Consider the following 19,667-nt stretch of genomic DNA (forward strand, 5'->3'; position numbering starts at 1 on the left):
GGCCTGCTTCCCCGTATCAAAACCGCTCTGCAATATACCGGAAGGGATATTTTGTTGGCTTCACTTTGCCGATCTTGCGTTTCGGTAAATCCACCTTGTCAACGTGAATTTCTTTATAGGGGATCTGTGAAAGCAGATGCGAAATAATATTCAACCGAACCCGTTTTTTATCTTCTGAGCGCGCCACAAACCACGGCGCCCAGGCGGTGTCGGTCGCTTTAAACATCGCATCACGGGCGAGGGTATATTCATCCCACAGATTGAAAGATTTTATGTCCATTGGAGACAGCTTCCAGATCTTGCGACCATCATTAATGCGATCGCGCAGGCGGCGTTCCTGCTCTTTTGGCGTTACTTCAAGCCAGTATTTCAACAATATGATACCGGCATCGACCATCGCTTTTTCCATCACCGGCGTTCCATCAAGAAATTTGTCGGCCTGCTCTTCGGTACAGAAACCCATTACTCTTTCCACGCCTGCGCGGTTGTACCAGCTCCGGTCAAAAATGACGATTTCACCGGCAGAGGGCAGATGGGGAACGTAACGCTGAAAATAGAGCTGACTTTTCTCTTTATCGGTGGGGGCCGGTAACGCAACAACGCGAAACACCCGGGGGCTGACGCGTTCGGTGATGGCTTTGATGGCGCCGCCTTTACCCGCGCCGTCTCGTCCTTCAAAAACAATACAGACCTTTAACCCTTTGGCGACCACCCATTGCTGGAGCTTAACCAGTTCAACATGGAGGCGGCGAAGCTCTTGCTCGTACGCTTTGGTTTTGAGCGGCGCGTTTTTAACGACATCATCAACAACACGGGTTTTCTTCTTACTGACCATGGCGGGTCTCCCTATGGGTCCGGTCGCGGGATCGAGGCCGTACTAAGCGTGTAATCGGCCTGAATGAATGGATTAATGTGTCAGAAAGCTGATTTGAACTGGTTCACCATACAAGTTTAATCAATAATGCACGCTGCGTATTTTTTAACAGTGGTCGCGGTATGAAAAAAACAATTTTTTCGTTAGCACTGGCTACCTTTGGCCTGGGTATGGCTGAATTTGGCATCATGGGCGTGCTGACAGAACTGGCTCATGATACGGGCATTTCGATTCCCTCCGCCGGAAATATGATTTCGTTTTACGCTTTTGGCGTAGTGATCGGCGCGCCGATTGTGGCGCTGTTCTCCAGTAAATTTTCGCTGAAAACAACGCTGCTGTTTCTGGTGGCGATGTGCGTCGTCGGTAACGCGCTCTTTACCTTCTCTGACACCTACATAGGGCTGGCGGCGGGGCGCTTAATCTCTGGTTTCCCGCATGGCGCGATTTTCGGTGTGGGGGCGATAATCCTGTCAAAAATTGCGCCACCGGGTAAGGTGACGGTTGCTGTAGCAGGGATGATTGCCGGGATGACCGTTGCCAATTTGCTTGGCGTCCCGCTCGGGACGTGGCTGGGACATGAATTTAACTGGCGCTACACCTTCTTTTTGATTGCCGTCTTTGATGCGCTGGTGATCCTCTCTGTTCTGCTGTGGGTGCCAGACATTCACGACACGACAACCACCCGGCTGACAGAACAATTCCACTTCCTGAAAAAACCGGAACCGTGGCTGATTTTTGCCGCTACGATGTTTGGCAATGCCGGGGTGTTTGCCTGGTTTAGCTTCGTGAAGCCGTTTATGGTCAACGTGTCAGGCTTTTCCGAGGGCGTCATGACCGCGATCATGATGCTGATGGGGCTGGGCATGGTGCTGGGTAATGTCTTCAGCGGCAAGCTGTCGTCGCGCTTTAGCCCGCTGCGCATTGCTGCCACCACCGACATGGTGATTGTGGCTTCGCTGTTGTTACTGTTCGCGTTTGGCGAGCTCAAAACAGCTTCACTGGTAATGGGGTTCGTCTGCTGCGCCGGGCTGTTTGCGCTCTCTGCGCCGCTGCAAATACTGCTGCTGCAAAATGCGAAAGGCGGCGAGATGCTGGGCGCCGCAGGCGGGCAAATGGCGTTTAACCTCGGCAGCGCAATAGGCGCGTATTTCGGTGGAATGATGATTACGCTCGGCTTTAGCTGGAGCTATGTCACGCTTCCGGCAGCGATCTTATCCTTCTCAGCAATGACCTCTCTGTTGATGTACGGTTTTTTATGTGCCAAAAAGCGTCAGGCCAACGCAGGAGCGCTGGCCTGATTTCACGCTTTGCCCGCTGGTCGCGGGCACAGGAGGGGACTACACGAATTTCGCCAGCGGGTCAGCGGCGGCAAATGCGACTGCTTTGTCTGCTGCTGGCGGGTAAATCAGTTCGTTGGTGATGGCGACTTTGATCTTTTTGCCTTCCTCGCGCACGGATTTAACACGCTGTTCCCAGCCCTCGGTGTACACCGCGCCCCAGCCACCCAGATCCAGACAGGTGACGTAATTCACCTGACGGTAAGGGTACGGCTCCAGATTTAACAGGCTGGCAGCTGCGTTATGTCCGGCGAATTTCCCCAGCTGGATCGCGTGCTGGCAGGTCATCAGTGCCGTGTTGCCCGCATCGTCCGTTTTGGCGTGCGCCATATCACCCGTCGCGTAAACCTTCGGATGCGCAGGGACCTGCAACGTGTCGGTGACGATAAGGCGTCCCTGAGTGTCGCGTTCCCCGTCAATTTGCAGGCTGAGGGGGTTAGCTTCTACCCCTGCCGTCCACACTACAGTCGCGCTGGCAATGCGCTCTCCGTTTTTCAGCGTCACGCCGCTGGCATCAATAGCTTCAATTTCACTGTTTAAACGCCATTCAACGTCCAGCGCGTTGCTTGCTTCTTCAATGGTGTTACGCAGCGCTTCGCTGTAACGCCCGCCAATGGTTGGACCTCTTTCAACTACGATCACTTTAGTCTTTGTATCGGCGCCGAAGCGGGTGCGAAGACGAGCAGGGAGTTCCGTTGCCAGCTCAATGCCGGTAAAACCGCCGCCACACACGACCACGGTATTGCGTTCTGGGGTGGAGGGGCGCGAAACCAGCGAATCAAGATGTTGCTCGAACAGCCTGGCGGAGTCGAGTTGGTCGATATCAAATGCGTATTCAGTCAGACCGGCAATCGGCGGACGTTTAGTCTGGCTACCGGTTGCGAGGATCAGACGTTCCCAGTTGACTTCGGCAATGGCGCCGTTTGAATCGCGATACAAAACGGTTTTAGATGAGGTATCAATACGTTGTGCTTCGCCAGAAATAAAGGCAATACCCAGTTCAGCAAACAGTTCGGTCACTGGCGCGACCATCGTCGACACGTTCTCTTCATAAAAACGTGGACGAACGCGCAGTTCCGGCACCGGGGCCAGCACGGCAATGCTGAGGCTATTATTACCTTCCAGAGCAGAAAGACGCGCGGCGCTGACCGCAGCCCACATACCGGAAAACCCACTACCCACAATTAAAATCTGCTTTTTCATACTCGATCCTTTTGTTCGTCAGGCTGTGTGTCTGACATAACTGCCACTATACTTGTCGGAGTTAACTGCGACAACTTTTTTCTGAGTTAAAATTCGTTATAATGCAGCGAACAATGACCCGGAGTGAGCTATGGCGTTTTACAGTTCTGGTGTGGAATATGGCATTCATAGCCTGATGTGTATGGTGGATGCAAAAGGCAATGAGCGTGAGATGAGCGTCCGGGAGATGGCGGCCTTGCAGGGCGTACCGTACGACTATCTTGGGAAGATTTTCACTCGTTTGTCACGCGCGGGGCTGGTTATCAGCACCGAAGGCAAGGGGGGAGGATTCCGGCTGGCGCGTCCGGCAGAGCTGATCAGCGTGCTGGACGTGGCGCACGCCATCGATGGCGATAAGAATATGTTCGAATGTCGGGAAGTGCGTCAGCGCCTGGCGGTATTTGATGAAACGCCACCGGCCTGGGTCTGTGACGGACCGTGCGGGGTGCGATCGGTTATGGACAGCGCGCAGCAGCGGATGGAAGAGGAGTTAGGACGCCATACCATCCTGGATCTGGCGCGGAAGATGTATCGAAAAGCGCCGGACACGTTCCAGATCGAGGTTCAGGAGTGGATTTCCGATCGCCGTTCGTCTACGTGACAGGCCGGGCAGGGCAAACCCGCTACCCGGCCACCGCGGTTAAGAACGTAAATCAATCACCATACGGCCACGGATCTGGCCCTGTTCCATCTCTTTAAAGATGGCGTTGATATCTTCCAGTGGGCGCAGCGTGACTTTCGGAACCACCTTACCTTCAGCCGCAAACTGGAAGGCTTCGAGCAGATCCTGACGAGTACCCACCAGAGAGCCCACCACCTGAATCCCATCCAGGACCAGACGTGGAATATCCAGGCTCATCGCTTCCGGCGGCAGGCCAACAGCCACCACGCGGCCTCCGGCGCGAACCGCGTCAACAGCAGAGTTGAAGGCCGCTTTCGCCACCGCTGTCACCACTGCCGCATGTGCGCCGCCGGTTTTCTCCTGAATCACTTTTGCCGCATCTTCACTGCGGGAGTTCACGGTTAAGTCTGCGCCCATGCTGGCAGCGAGCTTCAGCTGCTCGTCATTCACGTCAATGGCGATAACTTTCGCATTAAAGACATTTTTGGCGTATTGCAGTGCGAGGTTGCCCAGACCGCCCAGGCCATAGATCGCAATCCACTGGCCGGGTTTGATCTCAGAGACTTTTACCGCTTTGTAGGTGGTGACACCGGCGCAGGTGATGCTGCTGGCCGCCGCAGAGTCCAGCCCCTCCGGGACTTTAACCGCGTAATCCGCGGTCACGATGCACTCTTCCGCCATGCCGCCATCGACGGAGTAACCCGCGTTTTTTACGTCACGGCACAGAGTTTCGTTGCCGGTATTACAATATTCACAGTGGCCACAGCCTTCGAAGAACCACGCCACGCTTGCACGATCGCCAACTTTCAGTGACGTGACGCCCGGACCAATCTCTTTGACAATACCAATCCCTTCATGGCCGAGGATCACCCCGGTCTTGTCGCCAAAATCGCCATTTTTAACATGGAGATCGGTATGGCACACGCCACAGCACTCCATCTTCAGCAGCGCTTCACCATGTTTGAGCGCGCGTAAGGTTTTCTCTGTAACGTTAACCTGATGATCCTGAGTGACAACAGCAGCCTTCATGTGTTTCTCCTTTTACTAATGAGTATCTGCATAGCAGGTGTAATACCCATTAAGGATTAATACTTTGGCGGTGTAATGCAAGGCAACCGCAACATAATGTCATCAATTAATTCAGTTTCAGATTAAGAATACGGTGATCCTCTAATAATCAGTAGGGGAAAACGCTAACGTAAAAAACCCGGCGTAACGACCGCCGGGTACAGATTTATAGTTGGGCTTCTATCTCCTCAATCTCTCTTCGCCATTGCGCCTGCAACTGCGGTTTTTGGTGTTTTGGCTTGCGCGCCAAATCCTCTTCCAGCAGCATTTCCAGGGCAACCAGGCGTTCGAGCAGATCGTTAGACGCTGAAGGTGGTGCCTTCGATGCAGTCTTCGACGCCTCAGGCACCACCGGACCGGTGCTCGCACGCAGGCGCTCAAACACCGCCTCCGCATCGTGCCATTCGCTAAGCCTGCCGTCCTCAATCAGCCAGTAGCGGTTACAGCTCTGGCTAATCAACTGACGATCGTGGCTCACCAGCAGCACTCCGCCTTCAAACTGTTGCAGTGTTTCCGCCAGCGCCTCTTTGCCTTCCATGTCCAGGTGGTTGGTTGGCTCATCCAGCATCAGAAGGCTATAGCGAGCAAGCGTCAGGCCGATGAACAGCAGGCGCGAACGTTCCCCACCGCTCAGCGTACTGACTTTTTGTCCGTGTCGCGCCCACGGGAACCCGGCACTGATGAGGGCCATTTTACGGGTCTGCGGATCTGGCGCGAAAGGCTCCAGCGCGTCAAAGATTGTTGCCTCCTCCGAAAGCTGATTCAGCGTCTGATCGTAATAGCCTGGCGACACGCGAGGATGAAGTTTCAGGCCAGCCTCTGAAGGTTCACCTGAGAAATGCCGCCAGATAAGCTTCATCAGTGATGATTTGCCGCAGCCATTACGCCCGACGATAGCCACGCGATCGCCACTTCTAAGCCGCGCAATGTCGACGTGAAACAGCTCAGACAGGCCAGGCTCAGGCGCTACGCTTAGGTTTTCCATCTCCAGTAGCCGGTCTGCCCGCAGGGCGTCACCGCGCAGGGTTAATGTCCACGGACTGCCTGCGGTGAGCTCTGTCTGACTCTCCTTAAGCCGTTCGACCTGCTTTTCCATCTGTTTGGCTTTGCGGGCCAGATCTTCGTTATCGTAGACCTTGCCCCAGGTGGCCAGCCGTCTGGCACTGGCGGTTACGCGATCAATCTCCTTTTGCTCCGCCTTATGCCGCAGCGCATCACTTTCGTCTTTGGCTACCAGCGCCTGACGCGCGGCGGTGCAGGGAAGGGCGAAGTAGTGCAACATCTTATCGCGCAGGATCCAGCTGCCGTTGGTGACGGCATCCAATAGTTGCCTGTCGTGTGAGACCAGCACAAAGCTGCCGGACCAGTTCTGTAAAAACTGTTCCAGCCAGAGCAGGGTCGGCAAATCGAGGTGGTTACTCGGTTCGTCCAGCAGTAACAGATCTGGATCGCCGATCATCGCCCGCGCCAGCAGGAGACGCGTGTGCTGCCCGCCGCTCAGCGTTGCCGACGTTAAGGCCATGTCCTGCGGTGTAAAGCCCATACCCGCAAGCAGCGTTTCAGCTTTCCAGTGCAGACTCTCGCGTTCAGTCGCGGGCAGTTGCGCCAGCACGGCATCCAGCATGGTCAGGGGATAAATGGCTTCTGGCAGGTGTTGCTCAACGCGCGCCATCAGACAGTATCCGGCCAATGCGACGGTTCCGGCAGCAGGGGAGTCTGTGCCGTCCAACACCTTCAGCAACGTACTTTTGCCGCAGCCGTTGTCGCCCAGCAGGCCAATACGGTCGCCTTTTTTCAGCGTAAAGGAGAGGGAGTCGAATAGCGTGCCAAACGCCGTATCAACACGTAAAGATTGTGCAGTGAGTAAAGTGCTCATTGTTGCTTACCCAAGAGTTACAGGCATGTTTATGCCTCGTCAAACATCGCTGACGATAACTCAGTAAGCCCGAGAGAAGGGATTTCAGGGGTTGGTGTCTTCGCTCAAGCGGAAGTTATCGCAGCACGATACCGATAACGCTTGAGCTGGTGCGATCACCAAATGTATGTGAAACATTGAAAATTTCACAGTACAGCATAATTGGCCTCCTTATAAGTTAAGTGATTATTAGTAACCATCACTATACAACATTTTCATAGTATGAACATACTACTGCGGCAAAAAGCGATATCTTCGGTTGCGGATACAGAACTAAGCGCGTGATGTGATAAAAGGAAGGGCAGCGTCGCTGCCCAGAATCATCTTTTTCGTATAAGCAAATACAGGGATAGCGTGATTACAGACGCAATGAATATGGCCATGCCGAAGAAAACATACAAAACAAAATCCCTTATCCTTTCGTCGCCATATATTCCAAAAAGCTCCACAAAATCGTACTGCGTTTCTGGTGGAACAATCTTGTAGAGTGTGAACATTGATAGAAACACGGCTATACACCACAACAACACAAGGAATGCCGCCTTCATTAATAGACCTGCACAACGCCATGTGCAATCATGTAGTTTCCCAATTGCTACCCTCCAGTTCGAAGTAAGGCGGATGCCAGAATCTTAAAATCGCTCTGACTATAAAGCGTAATACAACCCTTACTTATGCCAGATGGCCCGATAGGGTGTAACCGGAATTCACCTCGCCTTACGCCTTTCACAAAAGTCTCATCATTTATCAATCCGTCATCGCGATATAATGCAAACCATTCGTTCCGATTCGAACCGGTGAAAAATGCGTTAACACTATCCTTAGTTTGAGTATACCAACCCCCTAATCCACGTAAAAGTATGTAATAGCGACCAGGTGGGAGTGGGCCGATATCAGGTATATTTGCGCTTTCTGCACGGTTCGTCGCGTCACCATTCCCTGAAAATGCAGGAAAAAAGCCAACTCCGGGCACAGACAAAGTAGCGTACGTACCTCCGTTGAGGTGGAAAAAGCACTGTAGGAGATTCATGATCTGTCATTCCAGGAATCAGCAAAGATGATATTACCGTCACAGTGTCGCCATGTGATCTTCTCGTAACGGAGGGAAATATTTTCTAAATGATTATGTTTTTCCATTGCTGCATTTTTTACGTCATGCATCACCGGGCATATTGAGACCACTTTAACGTTCTCAAGGAACATGTTGAAGTATTCGACCTCTTGACCAGCATCATTGATTTTGTACCACTTAAACTCGGCACTTTTTAGCGTTTGGCCTTTTGCTACAGCCTTGTATAAGTAAGGGCTGGAGCTGTCGAACTCCTTTTCAAAAACCAGAGCGCTATGCATGCGCGTACGCGTGATTTTTCCTGTCATATTATCTGTCGGTAGATGCAGTCCATGACCGAATCCTAATACTTCAATACTGCCCTCGCGATATTGCACATCAACCGCGCCTTTGATATCTGCGCCGCCGTCATCTTTCAGCCATAGATATGCTGGGATTGCCATTTCAAAACTCCTTTTTCAATAAATGAATTTAGTGATGCAAAACGTTACTAAACTCTTAAGAAAAACTATTTGTTAGGCAAGAAGTGTTATGTAAAATTTATATATTTTAAAAGGATATAGATTTTTGATTAGGTATGCATTTTTCAAATGATCGATCCTGCTGCATTTGAAAGCCAAATTATCATGAGTGACTTTCAACAAAGCATTTATAGGCAGGATTAAGGGAATTAGAGGAAAAAGGGAGAAGGGACTTCACGTTCCCTCTCCCTTGTGAAGAGAGGGAACGTTCAAAACTCCGATTTAAATCGAAGTACGACGATAGCTACGGTATTCCGGCATCCAGAAGTTATCATCAATCGCCTGCTGCAACGCATCGGCAGAGGTTTTCACCGCGACGCCTTGCTGCTGCGCCATTTTGCCTACCGCGAAGGCAATTGCGCGGGACACTTTGTGAATGTCTTTCAGCTCCGGCAGTACCAGGCCTTCACCGTTATTCACCAGCGGAGAGTGACCTGCTAGCGTTTCGCTCGCAGACATCAGCATTTCGTCGGTGATGCGGGACGCGCCGGAGGCGATAACTCCCAGACCAATACCCGGGAAGATATAGGAGTTATTGCACTGCGCGATGGGGTAGAGTTTGTCCTTCCACACCACCGGATCAAACGGACTGCCGGTTGCGACCAGTGCCTTACCTTCGGTCCAGGCGATGATGTCCTGCGGCGTTGCCTCCACGCGTGAAGTCGGGTTAGACAGCGGCATCACGATAGGGCGTTCGCAGTGCTTGTGCATCTCGCGAATAATCTCTTCCGTGAAGAGGCCGGTCTGCCCGGACACGCCGATCAGAATGTCCGGCTTCACGTTGCGCACCACGTCAAGAAGCGAGAGCACTTCGTTATCCGTATCCCAGTTTTTCAGGTTTTCGCGCTTCTGCACCAGTTTGGTCTGGAATGGGAGTAAGTTTGGCATGCCGTCGGTCAGCAGGCCAAAACGATCCACCATAAAGACGCGGGAGCGGGCCAGCTCTTCGCTTAAGCCTTCGCGCTGGGTCTGGGCAATAATTTGCTCGGCGATGCCGCAGCCCGCGGAGCCTGCACCCAGGAAGACAATTTTCTGATAGCTGAGCTGGCTGCCTGCCGCACGGCTCGCAGCAATCAGCGTACCGACGGTCACTGCCGCAGTGCCCTGAATGTCATCGTTGAACGAGCAGATCTCATCGCGGTAGCGGTTCAGCAGCGGCATGGCGTTTTTCTGTGCGAAGTCTTCGAACTGCAACAGCACGTCAGGCCAGCGGTGCTTCACGGCCTGGATGAAATCATCCACAAACTGATAGTACTCGTCGTCGGTAATGCGCGGGTGACGCCAGCCCATGTACAGCGGATCGTTCAACAGTTGCTGGTTATTGGTCCCCACGTCAAGTACCACCGGCAGGGTGTAGGCCGGGCTGATCCCGCCGCAGGCGGTATACAGCGAGAGCTTACCGATGGGGATCCCCATCCCGCCAATGCCCTGGTCACCGAGGCCCAGAATACGTTCGCCATCGGTCACCACGATCACCTTGATGTTGTGGTTAGGCACGTTTTGCAGAATGTCATCCATGTTGTGACGGTTCTGATAAGAGATGAACACACCGCGGGAACGACGGTAGATCTCTGAGAAGCGTTCACACGCCGCGCCGACGGTGGGGGTGTAAATGACGGGCATCATCTCTTCAAGATGGTTCTGCACGAGGCGGTAGAAGAGGGTTTCGTTGGTGTCCTGAATATTACGCAGGTAGATGTGTTTATCGATTTCGGTTTTAAAGCCCTGATACTGGATCCAGGCACGTTCTGCCTGTTCTTCAATGGTTTCAACCACTTCAGGCAGCAGGCCCAGCAGGTTAAAGCTGCTGCGCTCTTCCATGCTAAAGGCGCTGCCTTTGTTCAGAAGGGGGAACTCCAGTAAAACCGGACCGGCGTAAGGAATATAAAGGGAACGATGTTTTTTCAGTTTGTTGTCCATGTCACTCACTCTTTTTAAGAAGATCCGTCCCTGACACTGCTTTTTGTCATCTTTCTGGCCTGTGCTACGGGGTGCGGTCGGTTGGTATTATAAAGGAGCTGAATATTAATTACCGCAACACATAAACAAAAACACCATCGGGATTACCGATGGTGTTGTGAATATCGTGCCGGAACTTACTTGCCGGAAGGGCGTTTTCTGCCGGTAGCGTGGGTAACCTGCGTTTCGCTCCCCTCCTCAATAACCACTTTACGCTGGTTAGAGAGCTTGTAGTTCAGTCCCAGAATATGGCGTGCCTGACGGTTCGATTTCATGTTAACTCCTCAATCCTGTTGATAGTTTTAAGGACAAGCTTGCTTACGCAAACGAAATGTAACCCCTTAGGTTGCAGATCCAGCTTAGCAGGTTTTTACAGAGGTGCGTTTCGCCCACTAACCACATAGTTGATGGTTTGCTGGTAGATGTCACTGAGGATGTCATTGTCCGTGGCTTCCACCCACTTGGTCAGTTCTATCAAAATGTCATCTTCAGTAACAACACCGTGCTCGGCGTGAAGACCTTGTGCGATCGCGTTAACAAGTTCCGGTTGTGCTGCTGTGGTATGTGCCGGGTAATAAGTAAACATGCTGCCTCCGTGTCGTTGTCTGTTTAATGTTACGGCGTGCAAAATCGTAATTCACATTCAGATTGGCAAATATTTTTGCCGTTGTGGTTCAGATTCGTCCTGGAATTAAAAATAACATCTCCCGTAGCACAGAAATAAAATTCAGGGTTTCCAGCGGCGTAAATTCGTGGTTTTTTCATAAGGCATGGGCGTCGGCCAGGAGATCAATTCCACAATGCTGCCCCAGGGGGTTTGACCATAGCAGAAAGCATTGCCTTCACCTTGCTCATCCGGAAAGCTAAGCGGCTTCGGCGCGGTGAATATCTCGCCGCCGGCGGCGGTGAAAGCCGCGATGGCGCTATCAAAATCATCAACATAAACAGCAAAATGCTGAAGTCCAAAGTCGCTGGCGCGAGCGGGCATTCCCTGTTCAGGGCCATGCATTTCGAAAAGTTCTATGCCGGGTCCGTGCGGCATAACAAGCATGCGAATGGCATGAATTTTAGTGCCGGGAAATAATTTTAAGGTGTGCTGCTGGGCGGGCTGATCGATATTATCGGTTTCTGCATCGACAGAATGATATAAAACCTGTGCGCCGAAAGCGCGTTCAAAAAATAGGGTGGCTTTTTCAATGTCGGGCACCGTAATACCGATATGGTCAATACCCCTTACTGATGATTGCATAGTAAACTCCTGCTATAAAAAATTTAAATATAGCAGGAGATAATCAGCTTATTACCACTTCATTTCGCCGGTATTCACTTTGGCACTCAGTTCCAGCGAACTGGCTTCCGCCAGGTTCGGCCACTGTTTTTTCATCGCGATGATGACGTCGGTTGACGCTTTATGTGTCGTGAGGGCCTTTTCAAACTGCTGTAGATAGCGACGGGTAAAGTCGATAGCGCCGGTACCCGCTGGCGGTGTCCCAAGGTAGTGGCCCGGAATAACGCGTTCGGGCTTAAGGGCAGCCATGCTATCCAGCGTCTGCTGCCACTGTTTACGGCTTTCCGGCGTTTGGGTATCCGCCGTCCAGACGTGAATGCCCCATGAGACGCCCGTGCCGCCGAGGATGGTTTTGGCGGATGGGATCCAGACGTACGCCGCATAGCTTTCAGGCTCTTCAATGCTTACTCTCTCACCGTCAATCATAAAGGTGGTTGAGGCAAGCACTTGCGGCACGTAGAGCTGCGTCGGCGCGCCATCTTTCATCTGTGGCCCCCAGAAGGCGAGCTTCGCGTCTTTTGTGGCCCTGATATGGTCCACCACCTGTTGCGTGGCGACAACTTTGGCATTAGGGAAGGCTTTCATCAGCGGTTGCAGGCCGAAATAGAAATCCGGATCGCCGGAAGTGATCACGATTTTGTTCAGCGTTTTACCGCTGTGGCGAATTTTTTCTACCAGCGCTTCGCCATCTTTCACGCTGAACTGGGCGTCAAACAGTACCGCCTCTTTCGGGCCAGATACCAGCGTGGAAGAAACGGCAAAAATGCCTTTTTCCTGCGGGTTATACGTATCAACGGTCAACGGAGCGGCAAAGACGGCCGGAGTGAAAAGGGTTGTCAACAAAGCAAGGCGGGCGATAGTCATGGTCATATCTCTGTTCTTCAGGAAAGTCTCTATTGTACGGATCTCTTCATTTGCCAGAATTCCTGAAACAGGAGATGCTTAGTTTCGTAGATCGAGCAAATGGAGGTCAAAATGGATCGCGTTATTGCCGCCCAGGTGTACAACCGCATCTGTGAGCTGGGGAGTTTAAGCGCGGCGGCGCGGGCGCTGGGGATCTCCCGTCCGATGGTGAGCCGTTATCTGGAGCAGATGGAGAAGTGGGCTGGGGCGCGGCTGGTTAACCGCTCCACCCGTAAGCTGACGCTGACGGCGGCGGGGGAGAAAGTCCTGCAAAAGACGCGCACGCTATCGCAAATTTCTCAGGAAATTGAAGATCAGTCAGTGAAGGATTTACCCTCAGGCACGCTTCGTGTCGCCTGCGCGCATTTTACCGCGATGCAGATTATCGCTCCGGTGCTGCCCGATCTGTTGCAGCGTTACCCTCAACTGCGCATTGAGCTGGATGTTAACAACCATCCGGTGAGCCTGGTGGGCGAGCGAATTGACGTGGCGATCCGCATTACCGATAACCCCGAACCGGGTATGATCGCTCGCCGATTGGGAGAGTGTCGGTCCGTGCTTTGCGCCTCGCCGCACTACCTTGCAAGCCGGGGCGTTCCAGAGGAGCTGGAAGACTTAGCCCGGCACAACTGCCTGCATTACAGCTTTTTTGCCGGTCAGTCGTGGCGTTTTTTAACGCCGGCAGGGGAGCCGGTCACGACGGCGGTCAGCGGCAATCTCAGCGCCAGCATCTCATCTCTGCTGATGGAGGCGGCGATAAATCACTGTGGTATTGCCATGCTGCCCGAGCGCGAGGCCGACGCGGCGCTACGGCAGGGAAGCCTGGTGCCGGTGCTCAGCGCCTATACGCCAAAACCGATCGGCATTTTTGGTATTTATCAGTCGCGAGACTATCAGCCTGCGGCGCAGCGTGTGTTCCTCGACGCGCTGGCAAACCACCTTGCCACGCGATCGGACTAGTCTGTCTTCCCTGCAAAATAGATTATGCGTCCTATACTTATCCCTTTGTAAGCCAAAAGGAGAACAAGCATGACGATTCATAAGCACGGTTCAGCACACTGGTCTGGCGACATCAAACGCGGCAAAGGGACGGTTTCGACCGAAAGTGGCGTCCTTAACCAGCAACCTTACGGCTTTAACACCCGCTTCGAGGGCGAGAAAGGGACTAACCCGGAAGAGCTGATTGGCGCAGCGCACGCGGCCTGTTTCTCTATGGCCCTGTCGCTAATGCTGGGCGAAGCGGGTTATACCGCCGATTCCATCGATACCACGGCGGATGTCTCGCTGGATAAAACCGACAGCGGTTTTGCCATCAGCAAAGTCGCGCTGCAAAGCAAGGTGACGGTACCGGGTATCGATCCGCAGCAGTTCGACGGCATTATCCAGAAAGCCAAGGCCGGTTGCCCGGTCTCGCAGCTGTTGAAAGCGGAAATCACGCTGGATTACAAACTGAACTGATATCGGGCCGGGCGCATGCCCGGCTCATTTTTAACGGTTACGCCAGCAGCGCACGTTTCGGCTTGCGGAAGAGGGCTGGAGTTGTTGCGGCTGTTCACATCCCTGCGTCGCCAGCGAACAGCGGTCGCGGAAATAGCACCCAACGGGCAGGTGGCGATTACCCGGAAGATCGGTTTTTCGCAACGCCAGATCCTCATCCAGCGGTTCTCCGGTCCGGGGAACGGAGTCAAGCAGCAGCTGCGTATACGGATGGCGCGGCTGACCCAGCACCTGGTTCGCCGGACCCAGTTCCACGATTTGCCCCAGATACATTACCGCCACCCGGTCGCTCATGTGCCGGACCACCGAGACGTTGTGCGAGATTAGCACGTAGGTCAGATTTCGCTGCTGTTGCAGGGCAACCAGCAAATTGAGGATCTGTGCCTGGACGGAAATATCCAGCGCGCTGGTGGGTTCATCCAGCACGATGATGTCCGGATCCGAAGAGAGCGCTCGGGCAATAGCGATTCGCTGGCGCTGTCCGCCCGAAAACGCATGCGGCAGACGGTCAAGATATTCCGCTCGAATCCCAACCTGCTGCGCCAGCGTTTCAGCCAACTGACGACGCTCCCGTTCGCTGCGACGTTGCTGTATCCACACCGGCTCGGTGATGGTGCGCCAGACGGGTAAACGCGGATCGAGGGACGAGAGCGGGTCCTGAAATACCATCTGCATACCACCCGCTGCATTCGCGCGCTGACAGGCACCGGTACTCGGTTTGAGCATGCCCATCAGCAGCTGCGCCAGCGTGCTCTTTCCACAGCCGGATTCCCCCACAACGCCCAGCGTTTCGCCGCGATGGATCCGGAGATCCATGCCGTTAAGGGCGTGTACCTGTTCCGTCACGCGCCCCAGCCAGTTTTTGCGCGCAGGAAAATTCACATGCACGCTATCCAGTTCCAGCAGTACCTCAGACATGGCGTCTCTCCTGTTGTGGGTACCAGCAGGCAGCCTGCTGGCCTTCTGCGCCCGTGGAAATTAAGCGCGGCGTTTCGCTGCATTTCGCCCCGGCAGCAAAACAGCGTTCGCGAAAAGCACATCCGCGCGGGAGGTGGCTGAGGTTAGGTACCGTGCCGGGAATGGCCGGGAGGATCTCGCGCGGTTTACCATTTTCCGGGGCACACCGCAGCAGGCCAATCGAATAGGGGTGCACAGGATGGTGGATCAAGGTCTGCGTGCTGCCGCTTTCGATCACGCTGCCCGCGTACATAACGTACATTCGGTCACAAAGCTGCGACACCACCGCCATATCGTGACTGATAAACAGCACCGACGTTCCGCTGGCGCGCGCTTTATGTTTCAGCAGACGCAGCACCTGAAGCTGGACGGTCACATCCAGCGCGGTAGTGGGTTCATCAGCGATGATCAGCTCCGGCTCGCAGGAGAAGGCAAGGGCGATCATTACCCGCTGGCGCATACCGCCGGAAAGCTCAAACGGATAGCGATCCATTACCTGCGCCGCATCCGGGATTTGCATCTCGCCCAGCAGGGAGATCGCCTTCTGCTGCGCGTCGCGGCGGGAAAGCGACTGATGCTGGCGGATCACCTCCACCATCTGCCTGCCAATCCGGCGCGTGGGGTTAAGCGCCGTCATCGGCTCCTGAAAAATCATCGCCACCCTGGCGCCGCGCCACTGACGAAGCTGTTTTTCCGACGCGTTCAGCACATCTTCCCCGAGCAGCGTGACCCGGCCATGGTGAACATGGTAACTGCCTTCCGGCAGCAGGCGCATCGCCAGCATCGCGGTGACCGATTTTCCCGAGCCGGATTCGCCCACCACGCCGACAATTTCACCCCGGCCAATCTCCAGCGAGACGTGGTTGAGCGCGTGGACGTCACCGCGAAAAATGGGGAAGCTCAGGTGCAAATCTTCAATCGATAATACGGAATCACTCATGACTGCTTCCCTCCTGATTTGGGATCCAGCAGGTCGCGAAGACCATCGCCAAACAGATTAAAGCCAACCGCCGTGATCAGAATTGCCGCCCCCGGAAACGCGCAGTACCACCACTGGTCAAGCACGTAGTTACGCCCCACGGCCACCATTGCCCCCCATTCGGCGGTCGGCTGCTGCGCGCCTAATCCAATAAAGCCCAGCGTGGCGGCCATCAGAATGGCGCTGCCGATATCCAGCGACGCTTGTACGATCAGCGGCGGCAGGGCGTTACGCAGGATATGCCAGCTGATCAGGTGCCAGCGCGATGCGCCAAAGGTGCGGGCGGCCAGCACGTAGGTGAACTGGCGCACCACCAGCGTTTGCCCGCGTGCCAGCCGCACGTAAAACGGAATGCGTACAATCGCAATCGCCAGCATCGCGTTAAACAGGCTTGGGCCGAGCGCGGCGGCCAGGGCCATCGTCAGTACCAGCGAGGGGATGGAGAGCATAATGTCCATGATGCGCATAATGATGGCGTCGCCGCGCCCGCCAAGTACGCCGGACAAACAGCCGAGCAGCGAACCGATGCCGCCCGCAATCACCACCACCGCCAGACCCGCTGTGATGGACTGCTGGCTGCCCACCAGCACGCGGCTGAACAGATCCCGGCCCACCTCATCGGTGCCGAACCAGTGCTGGGCTGACGGTGCCTGCAAGCGCGCGGTCAGATCCAGCGCGTTCGGATCGTGCGGGACTATCCACGGCGAGACCACCATCATCAGCAGCATCACGATCATAATGACTCCGCCGATCAGCGTGAGCGGGCTTTTGCGTAACATCCAGAACAGCTTTGCCCAGTTGATGCGCTGTTTAGCGGTGCTGACAGGGACGGGCGTTTCCTGAGTTAACATCATTCGGCACCTCCGCGCCCGATTCGCGGGTCGATCCACAGATACAGCAGATCCACCACCAGATTAACTAAGACATAGGCCAGCGATACCACGACCGCGAAGCCCATGACGGCAGGGAAATCCAGCGCCTGAATGGAGGTCACCACCCAGGCTCCCATTCCCGGCCAGGCAAACACGGTTTCGGTAAGGACGGCCCCGTACAGCAGATCGCCCAGCGCCAGCCCGAGCACGGTAATGGAGGGGATCATGGCGTTGGGTAAGGCGTAGCGCAGGACGATGTACCAGCCCGGCAACCCGCTCGCGCGGGCGGTACGAATATAATCCTCGCTCAGTTGCTCCAGCATCGCGGAACGTACCTGACGCGCCACAATACCCAGATGCACAAAGGCCAGGGTCAGGGAGGGTAAAATCAGGTGCTGCAGGGCGTTGAAAAACACCTCGCCGTTGCCTTCCAGCAGAGCGTCCAGCAGATAAAAACCGGTAACGTGGGCGGGCGGATCGAGCCAGTCGTCCAGCCTGCCGCCGCCGGGCAGAATTTGCAGTTGCCCGTAGAACAGAACGATAACTCCCAGTCCCAGCCAGAAGGCAGGCGTCGAGATGCCCGTCATCGCCATCAGTCGCACCAGGTGATCCAGCCAGCGGTTACGGTACACCGCCGATAAAATGCCCAGCGGCACGCCAATCACCAGCGCCAGCAGCAGGGAGCAAAAGGCAAGCTCCAGCGTGGCGGGGAAAAAAGCTTTCAAATCTTCCGCAACGGGGCGACCGGTGCGAATAGACGTGCCCAGATCGCCATGTGCCAGCGCCTCAACGTAGCGGCCAAACTGAATATAGAGTGGTTGATCCAGCCCCAGTTGCTGGCGGATGCCCTGCACGATTTCATCGCTGGCGCGATCACCGGCCAGCAGGCGGGCCGGATCGCCGGGGATCAGGTGTGAAATAATAAAAGTAATAATACAGACACCGGCCACCACCAGGATTAACCCCCAGCAGCGCTGGCGCACAATGCTCCAGAACGTCATACACTTCCCCCCGGCGTGGGCCGTTACTTACTCATGGTGGCGATGTTAAAGACCTGCTCAAGCATCGGATTAAAGGTGAAGCCTTTGACCTCTTTGTTCATCGCCAGCTGGTAGTTCTTCTGGAACAGATAAACGTAAGCCGCCTCGTCAATCACCACTTTCTGCGCCTGCTGGTAATCTTTGGTGCGTTCCGCCTGATCGGTGGTTTTCAGTGCCGCCTGCAACAGCGCATCGACCTCTTTGTTCTCATAGAATGAGCGGTTCCCCGGCAGCCCTTTTTTGTCCGATTCGAACCAGTAGTTCATGAACATGTACGGGTCAGCGAAGTCCGGGCTCCAGTTACCAATCGCAATGTCATAATCACCTTTGCCGACGCGGTCGCGCATGGTGGCGTTCGCCAGTTTCTCGAGCTTGACGTTAATCCCCAGCTTGCCCAGGCTCGCCTGCGTGGAGAGGGCGATAGGCTCCCAGTTCGGGTCGTTATCGGAGTAGAGGAACGTCAGGCTGGCAGGTTTATCTTTGACTTTCTCCAGCGCCGCTTTGGCTTTGGCCTCGTCAAAGCTGTACTGCATGGCGTTCGCATCGAAGCCCCACATGCCCTCCGGGATCGGGCCGCGCATCTGCTTGCCGTTCCCGCTGAGAATGCCTTTTACCATCCCCTGATAATCGGTCGCCCAGGAGACCGCGCGGCGCAAATCCACCTGATTCATCGGAGGCTTACTGTTGTTCAGATAGAGGTAGGTCACCCGCAGGGACGGGTATTCCGCCACGGCCACTTTGCCTTCCTGCTTCAGAGCGGCAAGCTGATCCACCGGCAGGGCGTCGGCGATATCCAGATCGCCACGGGAAAGTTGCAGGCGACGCGAGGCGCTTTCACCGATAATCTTCACCGAGACGCGCTTAAAGTGCGGCTTTTCACCTGGCCAGTGTGGGTTGGGCACCATCACCAGCTGTTGACCTTTCCGCCAGCTTTTCAGCATAAACGGTCCGGAACCCGCGGTGTTTTGCGCCAGGAAACCGCGTGCGTCGTCGGCGGCATTGGCCTTCAGCACCGCCGGGTTGACGATCGACGCGCCGTCATTGGCCAGCGTGTAGAGGAACGGGGCAAACGGCTGGCTGAGGGTGAATTTCACCGTATGCTCATCCACCGCGTCCACTTTCAAATCTTTCGGGAACGCTTCGGAAGGTCCCTGGTTGATTTTAAGCAGACGTTCAAACGACAGCTTGACCGCTTCGGCGGTCACCGGCGTGCCGTCGGCGAATTTTGCATTATCTGCCAGGGTGAACGTCCACACTTTCTGGTCGTCTGACGCCTTCCAGCCCGTCGACAGATCGCCTTCCACCTCCGTGGTGCCAGGCTTGTATTTCACCAGACGCTGGTACGAGGGGTAGGTCACCGTCCAGTCGTTGTTATCGATAGTGACCGCCGGATCCAGCGTTTGCGGATCGGCAGCTTTCCCTATCACCAGCATATCTTTTGGCACCGCCGCCAGAGCGGGAAGGGTGCTCAGGGCGAGCGTAGCGGCAATCAGGGTAGTAAGCAGCGTTGTTTTCATGGCCGGG

The 19,667-nt window shown here is 54.7% G+C and carries 20 protein-coding genes; 4 read left to right on the forward strand and 16 right to left on the reverse strand.

Features of this window, described 5'->3' with window-relative positions; all coding sequences use genetic code 11:
• Positions 1-16 precede the first annotated feature (16 nt).
• Positions 17-835 (reverse strand): polyphosphate kinase 2, encoded by an 819-nt coding sequence (gene ppk2 / locus INF86_RS20190; RefSeq protein ID WP_022648203.1) that lies wholly within the window; start codon positions 833-835, stop codon positions 17-19.
• Between the two features lie 161 nt (positions 836-996).
• Here ppk2 and araJ point away from each other — a divergent pair, with 161 nt between their 5' ends.
• Positions 997-2,172 carry an MFS transporter AraJ gene (gene araJ, locus INF86_RS20195; protein ID WP_023306256.1) on the forward strand — a complete coding sequence of 392 codons (1,176 nt, stop codon included), beginning with the start codon at positions 997-999 and terminating at the stop codon, positions 2,170-2,172.
• A 39-nt stretch (positions 2,173-2,211) separates the two neighbouring features.
• Here araJ and INF86_RS20200 read toward each other — a convergent pair whose 3' ends face one another.
• Positions 2,212-3,414: an NAD(P)/FAD-dependent oxidoreductase gene (locus INF86_RS20200; RefSeq protein ID WP_193543862.1), complete on the reverse strand. Its 1,203-nt coding sequence runs from the start codon at positions 3,412-3,414 to the stop codon at positions 2,212-2,214.
• 130 nt (positions 3,415-3,544) lie between these two features.
• Here INF86_RS20200 and INF86_RS20205 point away from each other — a divergent pair, with 130 nt between their 5' ends.
• The gene (locus INF86_RS20205) at positions 3,545-4,054 is read left to right on the forward strand and encodes an Rrf2 family transcriptional regulator (RefSeq protein WP_022648200.1); all 510 of its coding nucleotides are present in this window, start codon (positions 3,545-3,547) and stop codon (positions 4,052-4,054) included.
• Positions 4,055-4,093: 39 nt separating this feature from the next.
• On the opposite strand, the gene adhP is transcribed toward INF86_RS20205, so the two are convergent.
• The 9 genes from adhP to INF86_RS20250 all read right to left on the reverse strand — a co-directional run bounded on the left by adhP (position 4,094) and on the right by INF86_RS20250 (position 12,759).
• Positions 4,094-5,104, reverse strand: coding sequence for an alcohol dehydrogenase AdhP (gene adhP / locus INF86_RS20210; RefSeq protein WP_022648199.1), 1,011 nt, complete (start codon positions 5,102-5,104; stop codon positions 4,094-4,096).
• Between the two features lie 205 nt (positions 5,105-5,309).
• Positions 5,310-7,019, reverse strand: coding sequence for an ABC-F family ATP-binding cassette domain-containing protein (locus tag INF86_RS20215; protein ID WP_193543863.1), 1,710 nt, complete (start codon positions 7,017-7,019; stop codon positions 5,310-5,312).
• Positions 7,020-7,653: 634 nt separating this feature from the next.
• The gene (locus INF86_RS20220; RefSeq protein ID WP_193543864.1) at positions 7,654-8,088 is read right to left on the reverse strand and encodes a DUF2778 domain-containing protein; all 435 of its coding nucleotides are present in this window, start codon (positions 8,086-8,088) and stop codon (positions 7,654-7,656) included.
• Positions 8,085-8,570 (reverse strand): Hcp family type VI secretion system effector, encoded by a 486-nt coding sequence (locus INF86_RS20225; protein ID WP_193543865.1) that lies wholly within the window; start codon positions 8,568-8,570, stop codon positions 8,085-8,087. The genes INF86_RS20220 and INF86_RS20225 overlap by 4 nt, the downstream gene beginning before the upstream one ends.
• A 300-nt stretch (positions 8,571-8,870) precedes the next feature.
• Positions 8,871-10,568 carry an NAD-dependent malic enzyme gene (locus INF86_RS20230; protein ID WP_022648194.1) on the reverse strand — a complete coding sequence of 566 codons (1,698 nt, stop codon included), beginning with the start codon at positions 10,566-10,568 and terminating at the stop codon, positions 8,871-8,873.
• A gap of 176 nt (positions 10,569-10,744) precedes the next feature.
• Complete coding sequence (sra, locus tag INF86_RS20235) at positions 10,745-10,882, reverse strand: stationary-phase-induced ribosome-associated protein (RefSeq protein ID WP_023300167.1); 138 nt, start codon at positions 10,880-10,882, stop codon at positions 10,745-10,747.
• A gap of 95 nt (positions 10,883-10,977) precedes the next feature.
• On the reverse strand, positions 10,978-11,193 hold the full coding sequence (bdm, locus tag INF86_RS20240; RefSeq protein ID WP_193543866.1) for a biofilm-dependent modulation protein: 216 nt from the start codon (positions 11,191-11,193) through the stop codon (positions 10,978-10,980).
• Between the two features lie 141 nt (positions 11,194-11,334).
• Positions 11,335-11,856, reverse strand: a complete 522-nt coding sequence (locus INF86_RS20245) for a VOC family protein (protein WP_193543867.1) — start codon at positions 11,854-11,856, stop codon at positions 11,335-11,337.
• Between the two features lie 51 nt (positions 11,857-11,907).
• Positions 11,908-12,759 carry a Vmh family MBL fold metallo-hydrolase gene (locus tag INF86_RS20250; protein WP_193543892.1) on the reverse strand — a complete coding sequence of 284 codons (852 nt, stop codon included), beginning with the start codon at positions 12,757-12,759 and terminating at the stop codon, positions 11,908-11,910.
• Between the two features lie 111 nt (positions 12,760-12,870).
• Between INF86_RS20250 and INF86_RS20255 the strand changes: the two genes are divergently transcribed.
• Positions 12,871-13,758 (forward strand): LysR family transcriptional regulator, encoded by an 888-nt coding sequence (locus INF86_RS20255; protein WP_023306246.1) that lies wholly within the window; start codon positions 12,871-12,873, stop codon positions 13,756-13,758.
• A gap of 69 nt (positions 13,759-13,827) precedes the next feature.
• Complete coding sequence (locus tag INF86_RS20260; RefSeq protein ID WP_003857069.1) at positions 13,828-14,256, forward strand: OsmC family protein; 429 nt, start codon at positions 13,828-13,830, stop codon at positions 14,254-14,256.
• A gap of 30 nt (positions 14,257-14,286) precedes the next feature.
• Here INF86_RS20260 and INF86_RS20265 read toward each other — a convergent pair whose 3' ends face one another.
• From INF86_RS20265 to INF86_RS20285, 5 genes are read right to left on the reverse strand one after another with little or no spacing between them, the layout of a single operon-like run.
• The gene (locus INF86_RS20265) at positions 14,287-15,213 is read right to left on the reverse strand and encodes an ABC transporter ATP-binding protein (protein ID WP_063147295.1); all 927 of its coding nucleotides are present in this window, start codon (positions 15,211-15,213) and stop codon (positions 14,287-14,289) included.
• Entirely contained in the window at positions 15,206-16,192 is a 987-nt protein-coding gene (locus tag INF86_RS20270; RefSeq protein ID WP_023300162.1) for an ABC transporter ATP-binding protein, read from the reverse strand. Before INF86_RS20270 ends, INF86_RS20265 begins: the two co-directional genes overlap by 8 nt.
• The gene (gene ddpC, locus INF86_RS20275; RefSeq protein WP_022648185.1) at positions 16,189-17,085 is read right to left on the reverse strand and encodes a D,D-dipeptide ABC transporter permease; all 897 of its coding nucleotides are present in this window, start codon (positions 17,083-17,085) and stop codon (positions 16,189-16,191) included. The genes INF86_RS20270 and ddpC overlap by 4 nt, the downstream gene beginning before the upstream one ends.
• Entirely contained in the window at positions 17,082-18,104 is a 1,023-nt protein-coding gene (locus tag INF86_RS20280; protein ID WP_069596588.1) for an ABC transporter permease, read from the reverse strand. Before INF86_RS20280 ends, ddpC begins: the two co-directional genes overlap by 4 nt.
• Before the next feature lie 23 nt (positions 18,105-18,127).
• On the reverse strand, positions 18,128-19,660 hold the full coding sequence (locus INF86_RS20285; RefSeq protein ID WP_046621461.1) for an ABC transporter substrate-binding protein: 1,533 nt from the start codon (positions 19,658-19,660) through the stop codon (positions 18,128-18,130).
• Between the last annotated feature and the right edge of the window lie 7 nt (positions 19,661-19,667).

This window comes from Enterobacter cloacae complex sp. I1M, assembly GCF_014982425.1.
GTDB lineage: Bacteria > Pseudomonadota > Gammaproteobacteria > Enterobacterales > Enterobacteriaceae > Enterobacter > Enterobacter intestinihominis.

Excerpts from the sequence above, each read along its gene's own strand:
- INF86_RS20220 (WP_193543864.1), bottom strand. The coding sequence starts at position 8,088 with ATGAATCTCCTACAGTGCTTTTTCCACCTCAACGGAGGTACGTACGCT.
- INF86_RS20270 (WP_023300162.1), bottom strand. The coding sequence starts at position 16,192 with ATGAGTGATTCCGTATTATCGATTGAAGATTTGCACCTGAGCTTCCCC.
- INF86_RS20250 (WP_193543892.1), bottom strand. The coding sequence starts at position 12,759 with ATGACTATCGCCCGCCTTGCTTTGTTGACAACCCTTTTCACTCCGGCC.
- INF86_RS20200 (WP_193543862.1), bottom strand. The coding sequence starts at position 3,414 with ATGAAAAAGCAGATTTTAATTGTGGGTAGTGGGTTTTCCGGTATGTGG.
- INF86_RS20215 (WP_193543863.1), bottom strand. The coding sequence starts at position 7,019 with ATGAGCACTTTACTCACTGCACAATCTTTACGTGTTGATACGGCGTTT.
- ddpC (WP_022648185.1), bottom strand. The coding sequence starts at position 17,085 with ATGATGTTAACTCAGGAAACGCCCGTCCCTGTCAGCACCGCTAAACAG.
- INF86_RS20280 (WP_069596588.1), bottom strand. The coding sequence starts at position 18,104 with ATGACGTTCTGGAGCATTGTGCGCCAGCGCTGCTGGGGGTTAATCCTG.
- INF86_RS20205 (WP_022648200.1), top strand. The coding sequence starts at position 3,545 with ATGGCGTTTTACAGTTCTGGTGTGGAATATGGCATTCATAGCCTGATG.
- INF86_RS20285 (WP_046621461.1), bottom strand. The coding sequence starts at position 19,660 with ATGAAAACAACGCTGCTTACTACCCTGATTGCCGCTACGCTCGCCCTG.
- ppk2 (WP_022648203.1), bottom strand. The coding sequence starts at position 835 with ATGGTCAGTAAGAAGAAAACCCGTGTTGTTGATGATGTCGTTAAAAAC.
- sra (WP_023300167.1), bottom strand. The coding sequence starts at position 10,882 with ATGAAATCGAACCGTCAGGCACGCCATATTCTGGGACTGAACTACAAG.
- adhP (WP_022648199.1), bottom strand. The coding sequence starts at position 5,104 with ATGAAGGCTGCTGTTGTCACTCAGGATCATCAGGTTAACGTTACAGAG.
- INF86_RS20260 (WP_003857069.1), top strand. The coding sequence starts at position 13,828 with ATGACGATTCATAAGCACGGTTCAGCACACTGGTCTGGCGACATCAAA.
- bdm (WP_193543866.1), bottom strand. The coding sequence starts at position 11,193 with ATGTTTACTTATTACCCGGCACATACCACAGCAGCACAACCGGAACTT.
- INF86_RS20225 (WP_193543865.1), bottom strand. The coding sequence starts at position 8,570 with ATGGCAATCCCAGCATATCTATGGCTGAAAGATGACGGCGGCGCAGAT.
- araJ (WP_023306256.1), top strand. The coding sequence starts at position 997 with ATGAAAAAAACAATTTTTTCGTTAGCACTGGCTACCTTTGGCCTGGGT.
- INF86_RS20265 (WP_063147295.1), bottom strand. The coding sequence starts at position 15,213 with ATGTCTGAGGTACTGCTGGAACTGGATAGCGTGCATGTGAATTTTCCT.
- INF86_RS20255 (WP_023306246.1), top strand. The coding sequence starts at position 12,871 with ATGGATCGCGTTATTGCCGCCCAGGTGTACAACCGCATCTGTGAGCTG.
- INF86_RS20230 (WP_022648194.1), bottom strand. The coding sequence starts at position 10,568 with ATGGACAACAAACTGAAAAAACATCGTTCCCTTTATATTCCTTACGCC.
- INF86_RS20245 (WP_193543867.1), bottom strand. The coding sequence starts at position 11,856 with ATGCAATCATCAGTAAGGGGTATTGACCATATCGGTATTACGGTGCCC.